Origin of the sequence: Chlamydia pecorum E58, assembly GCF_000204135.1 — a bacterium.
Taxonomy (GTDB): domain Bacteria; phylum Chlamydiota; class Chlamydiia; order Chlamydiales; family Chlamydiaceae; genus Chlamydia; species Chlamydia pecorum.
Genome location: NC_015408.1, coordinates 13,734 through 33,160 on the forward strand (window position 1 = coordinate 13,734; position 19,427 = coordinate 33,160).

The following is a 19,427-nucleotide window of genomic DNA, read 5'->3' on the forward strand; positions in this document are numbered from 1 at the left end:
TCCCATAAGGGAGCTTTAATGAGGGAAAACGATATCATTAAAAAAAATTTTTAACACTAAAATTCTTTAGAATCATGCCATTAAAACAAACTTTTCCAGAAGAAAATATGAAAATAACCCGCAGAAATAGCTAGCCAACCCAATCCAAGAAATCTTTTTAAAATACCATAAAAAGCTCACTTTTTCTGTTCCCATAAAAGCAACCCCTGCAGCAGAACCAATAATCAAAATGCTTCCTCCTGTTCCTGCAGCGTAAGCAATCAGTTTCCATAAAACATCATCTACAGGAAGCTGATACATTCCCATTGTAGCTGCCACTAAAGGAACGTTATCTAAAACGCTAGATATTAGCCCAATAAAGATCCCAACAACATACCTAGAAAACAGTTGATCCATCCACATAGAAAAATCAGAAAGCACGTTCGCAAAAGTTAATGCATTCACTGCAAGAAGAATCCCAATGAAGAACGTGATAGAAGAAATATCTATTTGAGTCAAAATGTGCGGGATTCTTAAATGATAACGCTCTTCTCCATGAGGGAAATGAATCCAGTCACTTGTTAACCATACAAGCCCCAATCCCAACAAAGCCCCTATAAATGGAGGAACTCCTAAACAAGCCTTCCATATAGGCACCATAAGTAAAGAACCTAAACCAATAAAAATAATTAAAGAACTCTTTGCTGGAGATGTCTGCTTTTCCGTATCTACAGAAGAAACAAAGCTAAGATTTCTTTTTCGAATTAAAAGCTGCCCGCAAAGTCCTGCAGTTAATACACACACTAAACTTGGGACAAATAAAGATTTTATTACTCCCCAAGAAGTTATCTTATTATTTATCCACAACATTGTCGTTGTGACATCTCCAAGCGGAGTCCAAGCTCCCCCAGCATTTACCCCAATCACACAAAGCGCGCCAAGAAGCAAACGATCTTCCCGGGATTTCACCAAGCGCTTTAAAATAGACATGATGATAATAATAGAAGTCAGGTTATCTAAAGCGGCAGAAAGAAAAAAAGAAATTCCTAAAAGACTCCATAAAAGAAGAGTAAGTGAACGCACACGACAATATCTAACTATTATAGAAAATCCCTTATGCGAATCTATTAGTTCCACGATAGCCATAGCTGAAAATAAAAAGAATATCACCTGGGCCATATCTGCGATTTCTTCAGCAAAAATCAATAAATTCGCATGATCCATATGAGAGAAACAAACTAGCCACATTAGCCCCCCCATGACTAAAGCAACAGCAGATTTATTTACTCGCACAATGTGTTCAAAAACTATCGCAATGTACCCGAAGAAAAACAAAGCACATAATTGAAACTTCAGCATAGAATCCCCTAGTTAATTTCGCGTCTTATAGTCTACTCTGTTCAAAGTTCAAAAAGCTAGGTAAAGTAAGAAAAAAATGTCTTATCAAAGTTTGTCATCTTAAAGCATAAAATTCCCAAGAAAAAAAACTCATAAAATCATAACGAACCATTTGACAAAGATAGAAAAGAAGCGAACAATATTGTCTTTATTGCAACTTCTTAGGCAGCTTAGATTATGACCACTAAAACCTCCTGGTCATTCAAGCATTTAATCCCTACGCTTTATACAAGCATTAAAGAAGGGTATTCTTTTAATGCTTTTAAAAAAGATTTTTTAGCCGGAATTACTGTTGGGATTCTAGCCTTTCCCTTTGCTATTGCCGTATCCATTGGTATAGGAGTTTCTCCAATTCAAGGGCTAATTGCCTCGATAATCGGAGGCTTCTTAGCTTCAGCCCTAGGGGGAAGCCAGGTCCTTATTTCCGGACCTACAAGTGCTTTTATTTCTATTCTCTATTGCATTGTTGCAAAATATGAAATCGAAGGGCTATTTGCTGTTACACTTCTAGCGGGAATTTTTCTTGTTGCCTTTGGGCTTACAGGATTAGGAACGTTCATTAAATACATGCCCTATCCCGTTGTGACTGGGTTAACCACAGGGATCGCAGTTTTAATCTTTTCTTCTCAAATCAAAGATTTTCTTGGTTTGCAGATGGGAGAAAATGTCCCCACAGATTTCATCGCAAAATGGGTGGCATATTGGGATCACCTATGGACATGGGATAGTAAATCTTTCGCTGTAGGATTATTTTCCCTCCTACTGATGATTTACTTTCGCAACTACAAACCTCGCTATCCTGGAGTGATGATTGCCATTATTATCGCGACTACTCTTGTGTGGCTACTTAAAATCGATATTCCTACGATAGAAAGCCGATACGGCACTCTTCCCCAATCACTCCCTCTTCCTGTCCTTCCTCGCTTGAGCATAACAAAAATCCTACAGCTGATGCCAGAAGCGTTAACTATTGCAGTTTTAACAGGAATAGAAACCCTCCTTGCTGCTGTAGTTGCTGATGGGATGATCGGCTCTCGTCACCAGTCTAATTGTCAACTTGTTGGGCAAGGAATAGCAAATATTGGAACCGCATTATTTTCAGGAATTCCTGTTTCTGGATCTTTATCACGAACAGCTGCAAATATCAAATCTGGAGCCTTAACTCCTATTTCTGGACTCGTTCATTCAGTTTTTATTTGCTTTATCCTACTTTTACTTGCCCCGTTAACAATAAAAATTCCCCTTACATGTCTTGCCGCCGTATTGATTTTAATTGCATGGAACATGAGTGAAATCCACCATTTCATTCACTTATTCACAGCCCCAAAAAAGGATGTTGTTGTCCTTCTCACTGTCTTTGTTCTTACTGTTATGACAACAATAACCTCCGCAGTACAGGTAGGAATGATGTTAGCAGCTTTCCTGTTTATGAAACAAATGAGCGATCTTTCTGATGCAATCTCTTCGTCAAAATACTTCGATGAGGATAATCAACAACAGAAAAAAGACGAAGTCTTTAGCAAAGCTGAGGTTCCTCTAAATACGGAAATTTATGAAATTAACGGACCCTTCTTTTTCGGAATCGCAGACCGCTTGAAAAATATCTTAAACGAAATCGAGTCTCCGCCAAAAATCTTTATCTTGTGCATGTCTCGAGTTCCTACAATTGATGCTTCAGCTATGCACGCTTTAGAAGAGTTTTTTTTAGAATGTAACCGACAAGGGACACTATTACTATTAGCTGGAGTGAAAAAAACCCCATTAGGAGATCTCAAACGTTATCATTTAGATCAACTTATTGGAGTCGATCATATCTTCTCAAATATCAAAAGCGCCCTTCTTTTTGCTCAAGCTTTGATCAAATTAGAAAAAAAATCTTCCTGCTAATGATTTCCAACCATTACTTCTGGAACAACAAGACGATCAAACTCTGCTTCGGATAAGAACCCCAATTGTAAACACGCTTCTTTTAATGTCATATTTTCATGAAATGCCTTTAAAGCGATTTTCGAACACTTATCATAACCTAACGTGGGAGAAAGCGCAGTCACTAACATTAAAGAGCGATTCAAAAATTCTTGTAATTGTACTTTATTCACCTGCAATCCTGAGATAAAGAAATCAGAAAATGCCCGCATACCATCAGAAAGCAACTCTATAGATTGCAAAAAGTTATAGATAATTACAGGCTTCATTACATTTAATTCAAAATTCCCCCGACTTCCTGAAATAAGAATAGTTTGGTGGTTCCCTAATACTTGAGCACACACCATCTGTAATGCCTCACACTGTGTTGGATTGACCTTCCCTGGCATAATAGAAGAACCGGGTTCATTTTGCGGAAAAAACAACTCCCCCAAGCCACAGCGTGGTCCAGAACCTAAAAAACTTAAATCTGTAGCAATTTTCGTTAAACTACACGCAAGAGTCGCCAAAACTCCATGTGCATGTACTAAAGCGTCATGACAAGATAATGCAGAAAAATAATTTTTCGCAGGGACAAAAGGCTCCCCCGTTTCCTGTCGAAGATATTGGAAGACTTTTTGAATAAAACCCTTAGGTACATTAAGCCCCGTGCCAACAGCTGTCGCTCCTAAGGCTAATTCATACATATGCGTCAGAGAAAACGCTATGCGCTCACAACACTGAAATATTTGGGAATGATAACCGGAAAACTCCTGCCCTAAAGTCATAGGAACCGCATCCATAAGATGTGTACGACCAATTTTTATATCATGACGAAATTCATCCACCTTATGGCTTAAACTATTCAGCATATGATCAATCGCAGGGATAAGTCGATTTTTCACACTCAAGACTCCAGCAATATGCATAGCTGTAGGGAACACATCATTTGAAGACTGAGATTTATTCACATGATCATTAGGGTGTATAGGGGATTTACTTCCCAAAACTCCCCCATGACTATGAATGGCAAGGTTTGCTATCACCTCATTGACATTCATATTTGTCTGTGTTCCACTTCCCGTTTGCCAAACCCTTAAAGGAAAATGCTCTTCATACCCCCCCTGAAGGATCTTATCCGCTGCGGAAACGATCATATCACAAAGTTTCGCTTCTAAAAATCCTAAGTCACAATTTGCCTTTGCTGCACATTTCTTAATCAGAACAAGAGCTCGTATAATTTCAAATGGCATGGATTCCTTTCCCCAGGAAAAAAATTTTTGAGAACGCAGAGTTTGCGCCCCATATAATTTATCTTCAGGAACCTCAACTACACCCAAGCTATCATTCTCTTGTCGCATTTATTATTTTCCTATGATTTAATCATTTCATTGCAAAACTTTTATAAATAAAAATGAAAAGAAAAACTTTTTATTATTCTATAATCATTCTATCTTTTTTTATTTTATGGGAAGCTGCACAGTATCGACCTTCTCTTGCTTTTCTTTGTCCCCCACCATCAAAAATTATCAAAGCCTCTGCGCACTCTCTTCCTCTTCTCTTATCGTGTTCATATCAAACTTTAAAGGGAATTTTAGGAGGGTTCTTTCTAGCATTAGCCTTGTCCATAATGCTTGCGAGCATAATGCTCACATATAAATCTGCAAAAGACCTCCTACAACCTTTATTCGTTCTTTTACAATGCACTCCAATGTTTACCCTAGCTCCTCTTATTGTACTCTGGTTTGGCTGGGGACTGAATGCTGTTATTATCCCTACAGCACTAACAATATTCTTTCCTTTAACTCTAACAATTTATCAAGGAATCACAGCAACTCCGAGAGAGCTACTAGAGCAATTTATTTTACACGGTGCTACGAAAAAACAAATTCTCATAAAGCTCAGGCTTCCTTATGCATTACCTCATATATCTTCAGGACTAAAAATTGCTATAGGTTCTGCAGGATTTGCTGCTATCGCTGGAGAGTGGGTGGCTTCCCACTCAGGACTAGGGATTTTAATTCTTGAAAGTCGCAGAAACTATGAAATGGAACTGATGTTTGCTGGACTTTTTGTCTTATCTCTTCTTACGTTATCTTTGTTTCAAATTGTATTAATAAGCGAAAAATACGTATTTTCTTTATTCCGAGTAACTAAAAGTCAAAAAATCACATTTTCTAAATACAAACTTCTATGCTCTCTTCCTTTGCTTCTAACTGTTTTTCCATTTTTAAATAAAGCTCCCTCATCAGAAAAAACGAAAGATCTTATCAAGCTTTCTTTATTGCTAGATTGGACTCCAAATCCTAACCATGCCCCTTTATATGTTGGTATTGCTCAAGGATTTTTTCAATATCACGGAATAGACCTACATATCCAAAAAAACACAGATTCTAGCTCTTCTATTCCCCATATCCTTTTTGAGAAAGTCGATATGACCTTATATCACGCCTTCGGGATCATTAAAGCATCAATAAAAGGTCTCCCTGTACAAGTGATTGGAAGGCTTATAGATTCCACTCTTCAGGGATTCCTCTATCGCGCAGACGATTCCATCTCAAATATTCAAGACTTAAACAATAAAGTTCTGGGATTCTGCTTAAACAACTCTAGAGATTTGTCTCAACTTTTAGACACATTAAAACTTCAAGGCGTTGTACCTTCAAAAGTAAAAAATGTAAGCTCTGACCTTATTTCCCCTATGTTACTAAAAAAAATCGATTTCCTCTACGGTGCATTTTATAACATAGAAGAAGTCATATTTTCCTCTTTAGGAATGCCTACCCGGTGTTTCCTCTCAGACACCTATGGGATGCCTACAGGTCCCCAATTACTCATCTGTGCAAAAAAACATACGAAAGCGACAAAACCAGAAATTGTTCAAGCTTTCCAAAAAGCTCTTCAAAAAAGTATCGATTTTTGTAAAAAACACCCCGAAGAAGCGTTTAAAATTTATACACAAGCCACTACAGACATTCCTAAAAAACTTTCTATTGAGCACCTTCAATGGGAAAAAACTTTACCTCTATTTGCACAAAGCCAAGCTCCCCTTGAGGACTCTCTAGTTACCTCTTTAGTTCATGCCATCACTCAAAGATACCCAGAACTCACTCATCAAGCCGTCTTTTTCTCTCCAGAAGATATTGCAAGCCCTTATTCTCCAGTGCTACAGGGATGCGAAAACACATGAGCAAGACGCGTAAGGATATCCCTAAGCACTTCTAAAGGCTTCTGTTCCGCATTAACATAGGAAACTTTATGTTTCGGATAGTGCTGAATAATCTCATCAATTTCTTTTTGATATGTCTGTAGACGCTTTTGCAAAAGCTCAACACCAACCTCATCAAGGCGACCTTTTTTATGCAAAGAGCGTTGCGTTCTCTCCAGCAACTGAGCTTCATCCTGAACTGTTAAAATAACAACATGACGTACAGTAAGATACTGATCTAACAGCTCTGCTTGCCTTAAAGTTCTTGGAACTCCACTGACAAATAAATCTTGGAAATCGGGAGAATAACGGCCTGTAGCAATCAGCCCCTGAATATAGTAATGCCAAACAGCAATAACATCTTCATCAGGGATTAGTGCCCCAGAAACTGCATACTGATGAAACATCTGACGGATAGGAGACTCTAAGGGATAAGAACGAAAAATATCCCCTAGGGAAACATAAACCTGACTCCCAGCATGAGCAATCATATCCCCTAAAAAATCTTTTCCTGATCCAGGAGGACCAAATAACAATATGGAAGAAAATGGTTTGGTATATGTCTTTAATGTTTCTGCGATTCTTTTTTCTATCATAGATTCTCTCATAAAAGCTTTTATTTAAAACAACTTAACTTAATTGATTTTCTTGAAAAATAATAGAGTCTAACGATAAACTTTTTATCTCATGATGTGGTTTTTACTTTATTTGCCTCAAGTTTGTACTTTTTTTCTATCTGCAGATGTTCTTACAAACATTTTGGTAATTAATCGTCTTCTTAGCAACTACTCTCAAAAGCAACGCTTTTTCTTGCTCTTAAGAGAATGTCGTTTTTCTTTAATTGCTATGATACTCTTGTTTTGGGCCACTCTGGGAGCCACACACGTGTTACACACTCCCCCGTGCGCCATACGTACTGTGGGAGGAATCATTATCACTCTTATAGGAATCAGAGCCACTCTTCGCCTTAACAAAGAAGAAGCGTGGAGCTCTTATTCCTCAAACTCTTCATCTCTTCCTTTTGTTACTCCTATAGCCATGCCCCTTATTATCGGTCCCTCATGGCTAGGTGCCTGCTGTGCTTTTATTAGCAAGTCATTTCTACATGTAACGAGTACATATATTGTCATCCTAAGTTGGGTCCTTATCACCTGTGCCACCTTCATATTGCATTTCCTAATCAATCCAGGGAAAATTAAGCTCCTAGTTACAATCCAAACTATTTTAGGCCTTTTTGTTACTATCGTTGGCGCCCAGATTCTAATATCTGGGTTGCAAAGCACATTCTTATAAAAGGTTTTTTAGCCATGTTGCGCAACTTAATTGACTTTAGTTTATTATTCTATGCTCTATTTAATTCTCTAGGATCTATTCCTGTCTTTGTTCTTCTCTTGAAGAATTTTTCTTATAAAAAACAGCAACGGATTATCTTAAGAGAGTGTATTTTCTCACTCATAGCACTCTTGCTCTTTGTTACTTTCGGGAGGAAAATTCTACAATTCCTAGATATCTCCCTATACTCATTCCAATTGATAGGAGGGGTTCTATTGTTTTCAGTCGCTTTAAAAATGATGCTTGCACAGCCTGTACAAGATGTTCAAAAAGAAGCTCGAGATTCTTCAGAGCCAATTTTTTTTCCTTTAGCATTCCCTATCATTACAGGCCCTGCTGTTATCACTGCAACACTAAGCTACATGGAAGAGGGAGAATACGCAAAAAATCTCATTTTAGCGACTGTGATTATTGCCTGGGTGCTTTCTCTTTTTACTCTTTTATGTTCTAGTTTATTTAACCGAATTCTAGGTCCTTCAGGACTTCTAGCTTTAGAGCGGATGTTTAGTTTAGTTCTTGCTCTAATGTCTATAAACTTGATTCTTAAAGGGCTTTCTATTGCTTTTAACATAGGATTTTATGTAGGTAGTGCGTAATGAAAAGAAATGGTCCCTGTTGGTGTGGAAGTAAACGCAAATGGAAGTTTTGCCATTACCCAAAAACTCCTGAAGTTTCCAGGGAAGCTAGGCGCCAACATTATGCAACACAGTACAACATCATTTTAAAAACTCCAGAACAGCACAAAAAAATTCGTCATGCCTGCCGTATTACACGAAAGATCTTAGACGAGCTATGTAAAGCTTCTCAGAAGGGTGTTACAACAGAAGAACTCGATCAATATTCTAGAGAGCTTCATAAAAAATATGACGCTATTCCAGCTCCTTTAAATTATGGTTCTCCACCTTTTCCTAAAACAATCTGTACCTCATTAAATGAGGTTATCTGTCATGGGATCCCTAATTCTATCCCTCTCCAAGAAGGGGATATTATGAACATTGATGTTTCCTGTATTGTAGACGGGTATTATGGGGATTGTAGTCAAATGGTCATGATTGGCGAGGTTTCTGAGGAGAAAAAACTCGTATGCCAAGCTTCTTTAGAGTGTCTAAATGAAGCCATTGCGATCCTAAAACCAGATCTTCCTCTATGCAAAATTGGAGAAGCTATAGAAAATTGCGCAGACCGCTATGGGTTTTCTGTTGTAGATCAGTTTGTAGGACATGGCGTAGGATTAGAGTTCCATGAAAACCCCTATGTCCCTCACTATAAAAATTGCTCGAATATTCCCTTGGCTCCAGGAATGATTTTCACCATAGAGCCCATGATTAACGTTGGGAAAAAGGAAGGAGTGATCGATCCAAACAACCACTGGGAAGCACGCACTTGCGACAACCTACCGAGTGCACAGTGGGAACACACCATAGCAATCACAGAGTCAGGCTATGAGATACTAACTCTTCTAGATGAATAACTTCCTCTTCTAAAAGTTCTATTTGAAACAGCAGTTGATGGACTAAGACTATGTCTTCAAAACTATCTACAGCAAGCTGTTGTTCTCGCCTTAATGTAAGGTACTGCTCTTTAACAGCAAATAGCTCTTTTCTTGCAGCAGATAACGTTTTATCTTTCTCAGAAAATTGCTCTCGAAGCTGCTTATACATGCATTGATAGCGCCTTTCCTCTGGGAAGGTAACAACTTCAGAAACCACAGACTTCGTAGCTTCTGTCTCCTGCATAGCAAGACGCAGTTGCCCAAGTTCTTTTTCTTTTTGCTCTAGAAGCTTCTGTAACTCCAGGACTCTTCCTTGAAGACTCTCAACCTGCTGCAAAGAAACACTAAGCTCCTGACAGCGTTCAGCATACAGTTTGTGCTGCTGTTTTTCTTTAGCTAGTTCCTCTTGTAAAAGCATTAAACCTTTATCTTGCAATATCTGAACCTTAGATTCCTGATCTCTACCTAAAATCTCCTGCTCACCCATCCATGGGAATACGATATTCTCATCTCCTACAACACGATGAACATACTCATTATGTAAAACCGCGTACTCCTCTAACCAGCTATTTTTTTGGTCAGATAAAACTTGTAAATCTATAGAAAGGTGCTCCTGTTTCTTATAGGCCTCCTTCAAAAGCTCCTTACATTCTTGAAGCTCTTTTTCTAAAGATTGAGAACGCGAAATCAGTAAGGTATTCTCCTCAGCTTTTTCCTGAAGTTGCTGTTGATAGGTCCCTAGTTTCTCATCCAATTCTCGAGTTAAAACCTCTAATTGTAGCGTTTTCTCGTTCTCAGCCTCTGTAAGCATTGTTCCTGCCAACCAAAATACTCCCCAGGAAATCAAAAATACGCTCTCTAAGCCAACAATCCAAAGTATAGAAAATACAGAGTCTCCAAAAAATTTAATGCTAAAAACAATACAAAAAATCCCTGAGATTACTGCATACCCCCATCCTCGGAACAGCATAATCATAAATAAAGCTGCAAAGGAAAAAACCAGTAACGAAACAACTAAAGTGGGATCAAAAAAAGAGGCGCAACTTATTCCCAAAAGAATTGATAGAAAGGCTATTAAAAATGTGCTTTCTACAGAAAACAATGATAATTTCTTCCTCATGAAAGAAGAAAGGCTCACCCAACGATGACGTTCATTAAATGCCAACATCTCTAACGCCTTAATTCTTATTTCTTTCAAGACTCATTTAAAGAATCTTGTGCTTGCATTAATAAATAACTGATTACAGCTGGATCGCCTTCATAGGTCATCTCTACCTGCATTTTGCCGTCAGAGGAAGCCTTTCCACAAGTCAATAAAACATAAGCGCTTACCTCCTCGTCTAAAGATTCCTCATTATCATTACACTCATTCTCAAACACTTCCCTCTCCTTCTCTAGACCAAGATTTTCTCCTGATACCAAGGTCTTAACAGCTTTCACTATTATGCTGCCAGACAAGAATTTCCACACCTTTTATTTAGCATTAATTACAAAACACTTAATAAAACTAAAAACAAAAAATTCGTTTATTTAATTTAAAAAAACGCCATTTCTCTTGTTAAAATAAAAATAAATAAAAAATAAAAATTCTTTTTATTATGTCAGCTACACCCCCTATAACAGGAGCAACACAAACTCTTGCTCCACTACCACCATTAAATACACCTCCTGTTGGGATTTTGCTTTTTAGCATTTACCAACTACTTTTACAAGCTATTGAAATTCGACAACAAACAGTTCTGACTCAATCACAACAATTAAATGACAATACTAATATCCAACAGCAATTAAACCAAGAAACTAATCAAATTAAGTTTGCTGTAGTAAATGCTGGAGCAAAAGAAGACGAAATTACCCGAGTACAAAACCAGAATCAAAACTATGCCGCACAAAGATCTAACATTCAAGACGAGCTAGTTACAACAAGACAAAATGGACAGGTAGTCCTTTCACATGCTTCTACAAACATCAATATCATCCAACAATTAGCTTCCCAAGACTCTACTTTCCTAAAAACAATGAACTCTATTGGAAGCACTGTAAACCAACTCAACAAACCTTTAGGTTAAATCTAGGATTTTAGTTATGTGGACGACAACCCCCTTCTCTCCTAAGCATTCTTTATATGCAGCAATTGAAGTTCCCGAATCAACAATTACGGGAGGACCAAATACAACAACTGCTGACGACATCATTGCAAAATTTGCAAAAGATTCTAATCCTCTGATTATGACAGTGTATTATGTTTACCAATCTGTTCTAGTAGCGCAAAACAACCTAGAAATTATCTCTGAAGAACTTCAAGCAAATGCTTCTGCGCAAACCTACCTAAACAACCAAGAAGCCTTATACCAATACGTAACGATTCCTAAAAATAAATTAAATGACAACTCCTCTACACTATTACAAAATATCCAATCTCAAAACCAAGCTGTAGGAGCCTCAAGACAAGCATTACAAAACCAAATTTCTGGGTTGGGAAATAGTGCTCAAGTAATCTCAAGTAACCTAAACACGAATAACAACATTATCCAACAATCCCTGCAAGTAGGCCAAGCACTAATTCAAACCTTTTCTCAAATTGTGAGTTTGATCGCCAACATTTAACTTTAAGGAAATCATATGACAGTAACTCCCCCAACAACACCGATCATCCCTGCATCTACAAAAGTGGTTTCAGAATCCATTACCATAAATAAAAAATCTGCAATCCACTTCTGCATTGCTGTCATGTTGCAGCTCTCTATATCCACAACTGATTTTAGCAAATCGATCATGGCAGTACTTCAAGACAACACCACACTACAACAGCAAAAAACCAAAGAACTCATCAACATCCCCCTACTTAAAGTCCCCGATCTTAAAAAAAAGAGTGGGACAGATGATGAATATACAAACCAAAACGAAATTCAAGCCTACCAAACTTCTAACCAACAAATCTCTGCAAACAGACAACTCGTACAACAAGAGCTTTCTGCAGCACAACAACGCGCTCAGGCAAACCAAAAATCTGTAAACGCAACCTCCACAGAAGCAATGCAAATACTCCAAGCAACAAGTTCTCTGCTATCAAGCCTTCTGGAGTATACAAATAAAGCAAATCTAAGAGGAGGAGCTTCAGATTAAATCGTATAAGACTTCTATAAAAACAATTCATATTCTAGTATAGAGGTCTTCGTTTACTTCAAGACAGAGGAAACTTTTCCATGAGGGTAATTTTCCCGGATAAGCATAACCAACCATCCTCCTTCTGTCGCCTTCTAAAGCGGCTTCCTCTTTGTATTTTCATTTCTTCCTGCGTCTCTCCAGTATTTTCCTATATTCTCCATAAAATCTTCAGAACTCAAGGAGTCTTAGAAATCTTTGCTCTTTCCTCTCAAGGAGTCCAAAAAGGCTATCTATGGCAATTCCTTACCTATCCCTTTTTTACAGCGGACTCCTTATGTATACATAAAGAGCAATGCTTTGAAATCACCCAAAGATTTCTTATAAGAAATACTCTAGACTTCTTATTTTTTTACAAGGCCACTGATTTTATTATTAGAAAACTCGGTGTATGGAGTTTCCTTACACTGGTCTCCATACAAATTCCTAGCATAGGGTTTTTGATTTGGTGTTGTATGAAACTTTTTGGAACTCCCCAAGCATTTTTCGGACCAGAAAGCCTTATCTGTTCTACTATGCTTGTCTGGATTTTCCTAGATCCTGAGAAGCGTTTAGGATTAGGCCCTATCCCTCTGACAATATCAAGAAAATGGGGATTTCTTATCTTATTAGGTTTTTACTTTTGTATATTAATTTTTTCAGGATCGCCTCTCATATTTTTAGGATCTATTCTCTCCTTAGGTCTCGCTTGGCTTTTCTGTAAAAAAGAAAAAATTCCTAATCCCTATACTGCATCCTTACGCTTTTAACCCTCGGCAAAAAATGCACGTAATGCCGCGCGAACTTCTCCAATTCCAGACAATACTCCTTCTTCAAAACGAAATGCAGGGTTTTCCTCTAACTCTGCAAAATCCATAGGCTGGAGTACATCATCAGAAGTGAGATGAGGGACCAATTCCTCACCTAGTTCCTGAACCTTTTCCCGCTGACATTCATAAAGCTCATCTAATAATTGTATAAGTTTATTTTTCATTTTTCTGTTTACGTTTCTCTATAAAAAACTGTTTCATCAAACGTTCTGACTCTTCACAATAAATTTTTGAACATTCCACGGTATGAAAAGGATGCTTCTGCGCAAACACATTTATCCAGCTTCCACATGCCCCCAAACGCAAATCAGGAGCACCCCATACAACTCTAGAAATGCGTGCCAATTGAATTGCTCCAGCACACATCAAACATGGCTCTAAAGTACAATATAAAGTCGTATTCACTAAACGCCAATTCTGCACAAACTCTGCAGCCGCTCCTATACATAAAATTTCTGCATGTGCTGTAGGATCCTGAAGCTTTTCTACAGAATTGTGTCCCCTAGCAATAATTTTATCGTCCTTAACTAAAACACAACCTACAGGCACCTCATCTTGACTATATGCCTTTCTGGCCTCTTTTAAAGCTTCATTCATGAAAAATAAATTCTTTTCTATACTCACAATAACACTAAAAATTGTTTTAAAGTTAGTTTGTCAATCCTATTAAAATAAAATATCTCCAAAACATCAATAGAAGCTAATTATGAAACAATAATCAGCCCTTCGCTACTATAAGATAAGATTTTATTTATCTATAAAAAACTCGCCACTCTCTTACCAAAAGGTATACATTAACGATCTTCTTAAGTATAATCTGCTTTTGCAGTAATTTTTATTTTAAGGAGACATCCAAATGTCTTTGGATAAAGGAACGAAGGAAGAAATCACCAAAAAATTTCAGCTTCATGAAAAAGATACAGGATCAGCAGATGTACAAATTGCTATCCTAACAGAGCATATTGCAGAACTCAAAGAACACCTTAAAAGATCCCCTAAAGACCAAAACTCTAGATTGTCTTTACTCAAACTTGTTGGACAAAGAAGAAAGCTTCTAGAATATCTTAATTCTACCGACACTGAGAGATATAAAAATTTAATTACCCGACTAAATCTGCGTAAATAGCATAGTCTTTTCCCTAAATCAATCATCTAGTAGGAGACCTTCATGACTTTTTCAACAATTTCTATCACTTTAGAAGAAGGTAGAGTGCTGATATTTGAAACAGGGAAAATCGCCAGGCAAGCAGGAGGCTCTGTTGTTGTACGCTCCCAGGATACTTTGGTATTTACCTCTGTGTGTGCAGCTGATCTTAGTGAAACATCAGACTTCCTCCCTTTCCGAGTAGACTATCAAGAAAAGTTTTCCTCTACAGGAAAAACTTTAGGTGGGTTTATTAAAAGAGAAGGCCGGCCCACAGAGAAAGAAATCCTTGTTTCTCGTCTTATAGACCGTTCTCTGCGTCCTTCCTTGCCTAACCGACTCATGCAAGATATTCAAATATTATCTTACGTATGGTCTTATGATGGACAAACTCTTCCCGATCCTTTAGCTATTTGTGGGGCAGGAGCGGCCCTGGCTCTTTCCAATATCCCTCAGAATAACATTGTCTCTGGGGTTCGTATCGGGTATATCGATGGTCAGTGGATTGTCAATCCCACTAAAACAGAGCTTGATAATTCTCCCTTTGATTTAGTCTTAGCCGGAACTGAAAATGCAATTTTAATGATAGAGGGACACTGTGCTTTCTTCACAGAAGAACAGGTGCTAGAGGCTATAGATTATGGTCATAAGCATATCATTACAATCTGTAAGGGGTTAAAAGATTGGCAGCAACGCGTTGGTAAAGAGAAGAATTTTGATGCTGTTTTGCCTCTTCCCAAAGAAGTCTTCACAGCTGTTGAAAATCGCATAGCACAGCCACTCCCTTCCTTATTTGATATTGAAGGCAAGCAAGCTTTAGAAGCTGCATCACAGAAAATGGAGGAAGAGCTTATCCAAGAACTAGAAAAGGATGATAAAATTTTCTCAGCCTTTAATATCAAATCTGCCTTCAAAGCTCTTAAATCTGATTCTATGCGTACACTTATCCGAGAACGCAAGATTCGTGCAGATAAGCGTGCTTTAACAACAATTCGCCCCATAAGCATTGAAGTAGCTCTGCTACCAAGAACTCATGGAAGCTGTTTATTTACTCGAGGAGAGACACAAACTGTCGCTGTCTGTACCTTAGGCAACGAGACCATGGCCCAACGTTATGAGAACTTAAATGGCGAAGGCTCTTCTAAATTTTATTTGCAATATTCTTTCCCTCCCTTTTCTGTTGGAGAAGTAGGAAGAATTGGTTCCCCAGGAAGACGAGAGATAGGGCATGGGAAGCTTGCTGAGAAAGCTTTAGCTCATGCGCTTCCTGATGCAACACAATTCCCCTATACAATTCGTATAGAATCTAACATTACGGAGTCCAATGGTTCTTCTTCTATGGCTTCTGTATGCGGTGGCTGTTTAGCATTAATGGATGCTGGTGTTCCTATTAAAACACCTATTGCAGGAATTGCCATGGGGTTAATTTTGGACGCAGAAGAAGCTATTATCCTTTCTGACATCTCCGGCTTAGAAGACCATCTTGGAGATATGGACTTTAAAGTTGCAGGGAACCTGGAAGGGATTACGGCGTTCCAGATGGACATTAAGATCGAGGGGATTACCTTAGATATTATGAAACAGGCTTTGGCACAAGCAAAAGAGGGCCGCCAAGAAATTTTACGGATTATGCACGAGAACCTTGCTGCGCCTAAATCAGATTTATCTCAGTATGCTCCACGTATAGAAACTATGCAAATTAAGCCTTCAAAAATTGCTACAGTGATTGGCCCTGGAGGTAAGCAAATCCGTCAGATTATTGAAGAAACTGGCGTTCAGATAGACATTAATGATTTTGGAACAGTCAGTATTTCTGCAGTCTCTTCAGAAGCTATAAATAAGGCAAAGAAGATTATAGAAGGTTTAGTTGGTGAGGTTGAGGTTGGCAAGGTATATAGGGGGCGGATTGTTTCTATTGTTCCCTTTGGAGCCTTTATAGAAATTCTTCCAGGGAAGGAAGGTCTCTGCCACATTTCTGAATTTTCTAAACAACGCATCGAGCAAGTCTCTGATCTCTTTAAGGAAGGAGATATGATAGACGTAAAACTCATCAGCATTAACGAAAAAGGTCAGCTCAAGCTGAGCCACAAAGCGACTCTTACTTAGGTAAGTTTTTATTCTTAAAATAAAAAAAAGAGCTAAATATTTAGCTCTTTTTTTTTCTTATGTCACATTCAGCCCTAGTCCAGGCCCATCCTTCAAGGTCCCTTCTTCAGGAGGAGGTGGAGGGGGAGGAACGTCACTAGAAACCTTCTTGAACAAAGCTCCTTCTTCCTTCAAGCGAGCTCTCTTCTTCTCCGGATCCCATGTATGATCCATGATCTCTTTGACATCTTTAGCATCCAAAGTCTCAAATTCAATAAGCATTTGAGTCATTAACTCGATCTCTTCTCTATGCTCTCTAATAATCTCTAGCGCACGTTGATAAGCAGCATCTAAAAGTGTCCGTAATTCGAAATCTATCGTCTTTGCAGTCTCTTCAGAGTAGGTCTTTTCACAGTACGTTCCATATCCTGTTGGGGAGTCTGAGCGCTCATCATATGCAACAGTTCCTAACTGTTCGCTCATTCCCCACTCACATACCATACTACGAACTAGCTTGGTTGCCTGAGCAATATCCTGTTGTGCCCCGCTAGAAATATCTCCAAGAAAAACCTCCTCAGCAGCACGCCCTCCCATAAGAACAGCAAGACGATCAAACAACTCTTTTTTCCAATAACTCAACTTGTTTTTCTCTGGTAAAAAGTGAGTAGCTCCTAAAGATAATCCTCGAGGGATAATGGTAACCTTATCTACAGGATCTCCATGTTCTACAGAAAGCCCTACAACAGCATGGCCAGACTCATGATAAGCTGTAGTCCTACGCTCTTCTGCATCCATCTCAAGACTACGACGTTCTTTACCATAAAGAACCTTATCCCTTGCTTCCGCAACATCTACAGCTGTTACAGCAGTACGATCTTTACGCGCAGCAAGTAAAGCTGCTTCATTTAATAAATTCTCTAAATCTGCCCCAGAAGCTCCAGGAGTACTACGCGCTACAGCCATAAGATCCACGGTAGGATCTAGCTTGATCCTTTTTGCATGCACATTAAGAATCTCAAAACGTCCTTTAATATCTGGGAGGTTCATCACAACACGACGATCAAAACGACCAGGGCGCAGTAAAGCTTTATCTAAAACATCTGGACGGTTTGTCGCAGCCATAAGGATAACTCCTTCGTTTGTTCCAAAACCATCCATCTCCACAAGGAGCTGATTTAAAGTCTGTTCACGCTCATCATGACCTCCACCAATCCCTGCACCTCGATGACGACCTACAGCATCAATCTCATCTATGAAAATAATACAGGGAGCATTTCTCTTGGCTTGATCAAACATATCTCGAATACGGCTTGCCCCGACACCAACAAACATCTCTACAAAGTCGGATCCCGCTATTGAGAAAAATGGCCTGTTAGCCTCTCCTGAAACAGCTTTTGCTATTAAAGTTTTCCCTGTTCCTGGAGGACCTATCAATAACACTCCTTTAGGGATTCTTCCACCAAGGCTTGTAAACTTTGTAGGATTTTTAAGAAATTCTACTATTTCTATTAACTCTTCTTTAGCCTCTTCAATCCCAGCGACATCAGCAAAAGTAACTTTATTTTGTCCTTTCATTAATAATCTTGCTGGAGATTTCCCGAATGACATAGCAGAGCCATTCATCCCTCGCATTTGACGAGAAAATACAAGATAGACAAAAACAAGGACTAAAATAATAGGAAGAAAAGTGAAAAGATATCCGACATAATGAGGTGCAGGCTCTTCACTCTTAAACGTCTTTTCTAAAACTAAATTTCGAGGTTGATCTGGAGCTTTAAATGACAAGGATCTATTCGTATTAAATGCCAACCACTCTTCCTTAGCAGAAGCAAACCAGTGAGCGAACACTTCAGGATCTTGCTTCTCCAAAGCACGAGAAGAAAGTTCTTGGTTGTTGAAATACCACACTGACTGGTTTAACTCTCCTCGAGCCTTCTCTAGCTGAACCTGATTTATCTGATGCTCTTCTACAAGCTTTTCATATTTCGTAAGTTCCTCACGATATAGACGCACAGAACGTAACTGAGAAAAACTCTCCCCTCGCTCAGACATTACTAGTGATAAAGACACCTCGTCTAATTTAGCTAACGCCTGCCCATAAAGCGCATATGACTTCTCTGCATCCAAATTTTGTGTTAAAGAAACTTCCACTTGCTGATAGAGTTCTTTTAAATCACGCTTCAAACTCTCTGAGCCTATTCCAAGTGCTGGAGAAAGGTATTTTCCTATTAACTCATATACATCAGAACCAAATAACTTTAAGCCTTCCCCTACAGGAGATATTGAGCGATAGCGAGCTTCTAAAGAGCGTAGATTTATCAATTGACTATGCACAGGACCGTGTACTACTAAAGGCTCTATAGTATTTTGAGAGCCTACCTGAGACAAAGGAGCGATAATGTATCCTTGTTCAGGAATAGGAATCCCAGAAATCGCAGAAAACCAATGAACAGAACTTTCAACTTCCTTATTAAATACGCGTAAGTTCTTTTCAGCCTCCTGAAGATCAAACGCTTGCTGATGACTTTGATCTATAAGTTCTAAATAACGATAGCGTTGCTGACTTTCTACAGTCTGTGCACTACGAAAACGCCCACTGAAAGATACAAGATTGTCATTTAAAGCTATTTTGCGGCTTTCTTCAGGGACAACTAAACGTAAGTTCACCAGATGCTCTAGCTGATGACTAAAGCTAACCTTTGCTTTCTTCCCCACGAAAAAATTTTGTACAGCAAAAACACCAAAGACGACACCAATTAAAAGAAAGAAGAAGAAGGGGGGAAAACTCTTTTTTGACTCGGGTTTCATTTTTTTATCTTTCGACATAAACTCACAACTAAGCTAATCAACCAAGCAGGTAATTATTAAATATAGCACACTTTTATTATTTTTTTTAAAAAACCAAGAAAA

Annotated in this window: 19 protein-coding genes; 11 read left to right on the top strand and 8 right to left on the bottom strand. The window is 38.5% G+C overall.

Annotated features, from left to right (window positions below; all coding sequences use genetic code 11):
• Positions 1-72: 72 nt before the first annotated feature.
• Entirely contained in the window at positions 73-1,338 is a 1,266-nt protein-coding gene (locus G5S_RS00075) for an NhaD family Na+:H+ antiporter (protein ID WP_013712130.1), read from the bottom strand.
• A 216-nt stretch (positions 1,339-1,554) separates the two neighbouring features.
• Between G5S_RS00075 and G5S_RS00080 the strand changes: the two genes are divergently transcribed.
• A complete protein-coding gene (locus G5S_RS00080; RefSeq protein ID WP_013712131.1) occupies positions 1,555-3,264 on the top strand; it encodes an SLC26/SulP family anion transporter in 1,710 nt (569 codons plus the stop codon).
• Here the strand turns inward: G5S_RS00080 and fumC are convergent.
• Positions 3,261-4,643, bottom strand: coding sequence for a class II fumarate hydratase (fumC, locus tag G5S_RS00085; protein WP_013712132.1), 1,383 nt, complete (start codon positions 4,641-4,643; stop codon positions 3,261-3,263). The genes G5S_RS00080 and fumC overlap by 4 nt on opposite strands.
• A gap of 53 nt (positions 4,644-4,696) precedes the next feature.
• Between fumC and G5S_RS00090 the strand changes: the two genes are divergently transcribed.
• Complete coding sequence (locus G5S_RS00090) at positions 4,697-6,472, top strand: ABC transporter permease/substrate-binding protein (RefSeq protein ID WP_013712133.1); 1,776 nt, start codon at positions 4,697-4,699, stop codon at positions 6,470-6,472.
• Here the strand turns inward: G5S_RS00090 and G5S_RS00095 are convergent.
• Positions 6,436-7,086 carry an adenylate kinase family protein gene (locus tag G5S_RS00095; protein WP_013712134.1) on the bottom strand — a complete coding sequence of 217 codons (651 nt, stop codon included), beginning with the start codon at positions 7,084-7,086 and terminating at the stop codon, positions 6,436-6,438. The genes G5S_RS00090 and G5S_RS00095 overlap by 37 nt on opposite strands.
• A 91-nt stretch (positions 7,087-7,177) precedes the next feature.
• Here G5S_RS00095 and G5S_RS00100 point away from each other — a divergent pair, with 91 nt between their 5' ends.
• The 3 genes from G5S_RS00100 to G5S_RS00110 are packed head-to-tail and all read left to right on the top strand — an operon-like array spanning position 7,178 to position 9,293.
• Positions 7,178-7,783 (top strand): MarC family protein, encoded by a 606-nt coding sequence (locus G5S_RS00100; RefSeq protein WP_013712135.1) that lies wholly within the window; start codon positions 7,178-7,180, stop codon positions 7,781-7,783.
• A 14-nt stretch (positions 7,784-7,797) separates the two neighbouring features.
• Positions 7,798-8,418, top strand: a complete 621-nt coding sequence (locus tag G5S_RS00105; RefSeq protein WP_013712136.1) for a MarC family protein — start codon at positions 7,798-7,800, stop codon at positions 8,416-8,418.
• Positions 8,418-9,293, top strand: a complete 876-nt coding sequence (locus tag G5S_RS00110; protein ID WP_013712137.1) for a methionyl aminopeptidase — start codon at positions 8,418-8,420, stop codon at positions 9,291-9,293. Before G5S_RS00105 ends, G5S_RS00110 begins: the two co-directional genes overlap by 1 nt.
• On the opposite strand, the gene G5S_RS00115 is transcribed toward G5S_RS00110, so the two are convergent.
• Together G5S_RS00115 and G5S_RS00120 are read right to left on the bottom strand one after the other, a co-directional pair.
• Positions 9,250-10,482 (bottom strand): hypothetical protein, encoded by a 1,233-nt coding sequence (locus G5S_RS00115; protein WP_013712138.1) that lies wholly within the window; start codon positions 10,480-10,482, stop codon positions 9,250-9,252. The two genes, G5S_RS00110 and G5S_RS00115, sit on opposite strands and share 44 nt — an antisense overlap.
• 26 nt (positions 10,483-10,508) lie before the next feature.
• A complete protein-coding gene (locus G5S_RS00120) occupies positions 10,509-10,694 on the bottom strand; it encodes a hypothetical protein (RefSeq protein WP_035408774.1) in 186 nt (61 codons plus the stop codon).
• 218 nt (positions 10,695-10,912) lie between these two features.
• Here G5S_RS00120 and G5S_RS00125 point away from each other — a divergent pair, with 218 nt between their 5' ends.
• The 4 genes from G5S_RS00125 (at position 10,913) to G5S_RS00140 (ending at position 13,228) form a co-directional block, all read left to right on the top strand.
• Positions 10,913-11,383, top strand: a complete 471-nt coding sequence (locus tag G5S_RS00125; RefSeq protein ID WP_013712140.1) for a DUF720 domain-containing protein — start codon at positions 10,913-10,915, stop codon at positions 11,381-11,383.
• A gap of 16 nt (positions 11,384-11,399) precedes the next feature.
• Positions 11,400-11,921 carry a DUF720 domain-containing protein gene (locus G5S_RS00130; protein WP_013712141.1) on the top strand — a complete coding sequence of 174 codons (522 nt, stop codon included), beginning with the start codon at positions 11,400-11,402 and terminating at the stop codon, positions 11,919-11,921.
• A gap of 15 nt (positions 11,922-11,936) precedes the next feature.
• Entirely contained in the window at positions 11,937-12,440 is a 504-nt protein-coding gene (locus G5S_RS00135) for a CT847 family type III secretion system effector protein (RefSeq protein ID WP_013712143.1), read from the top strand.
• Between the two features lie 80 nt (positions 12,441-12,520).
• Positions 12,521-13,228 carry a hypothetical protein gene (locus G5S_RS00140; RefSeq protein WP_013712144.1) on the top strand — a complete coding sequence of 236 codons (708 nt, stop codon included), beginning with the start codon at positions 12,521-12,523 and terminating at the stop codon, positions 13,226-13,228.
• On the opposite strand, the gene G5S_RS00145 is transcribed toward G5S_RS00140, so the two are convergent.
• Together G5S_RS00145 and tadA are read right to left on the bottom strand one after the other, a co-directional pair.
• The gene (locus G5S_RS00145; RefSeq protein ID WP_013712145.1) at positions 13,225-13,452 is read right to left on the bottom strand and encodes a hypothetical protein; all 228 of its coding nucleotides are present in this window, start codon (positions 13,450-13,452) and stop codon (positions 13,225-13,227) included. The two genes, G5S_RS00140 and G5S_RS00145, sit on opposite strands and share 4 nt — an antisense overlap.
• Positions 13,442-13,912: a tRNA adenosine(34) deaminase TadA gene (tadA, locus tag G5S_RS00150; protein WP_013712146.1), complete on the bottom strand. Its 471-nt coding sequence runs from the start codon at positions 13,910-13,912 to the stop codon at positions 13,442-13,444. The genes G5S_RS00145 and tadA overlap by 11 nt, the downstream gene beginning before the upstream one ends.
• Before the next feature lie 232 nt (positions 13,913-14,144).
• Here tadA and rpsO point away from each other — a divergent pair, with 232 nt between their 5' ends.
• Positions 14,145-14,414 (top strand): 30S ribosomal protein S15, encoded by a 270-nt coding sequence (rpsO, locus tag G5S_RS00155; RefSeq protein WP_013712147.1) that lies wholly within the window; start codon positions 14,145-14,147, stop codon positions 14,412-14,414.
• 42 nt (positions 14,415-14,456) lie between these two features.
• Complete coding sequence (gene pnp / locus G5S_RS00160) at positions 14,457-16,538, top strand: polyribonucleotide nucleotidyltransferase (RefSeq protein WP_013712148.1); 2,082 nt, start codon at positions 14,457-14,459, stop codon at positions 16,536-16,538.
• Positions 16,539-16,595: 57 nt separating this feature from the next.
• On the opposite strand, the gene ftsH is transcribed toward pnp, so the two are convergent.
• Complete coding sequence (ftsH, locus tag G5S_RS00165) at positions 16,596-19,343, bottom strand: ATP-dependent zinc metalloprotease FtsH (protein WP_041466986.1); 2,748 nt, start codon at positions 19,341-19,343, stop codon at positions 16,596-16,598.
• Between the last annotated feature and the right edge of the window lie 84 nt (positions 19,344-19,427).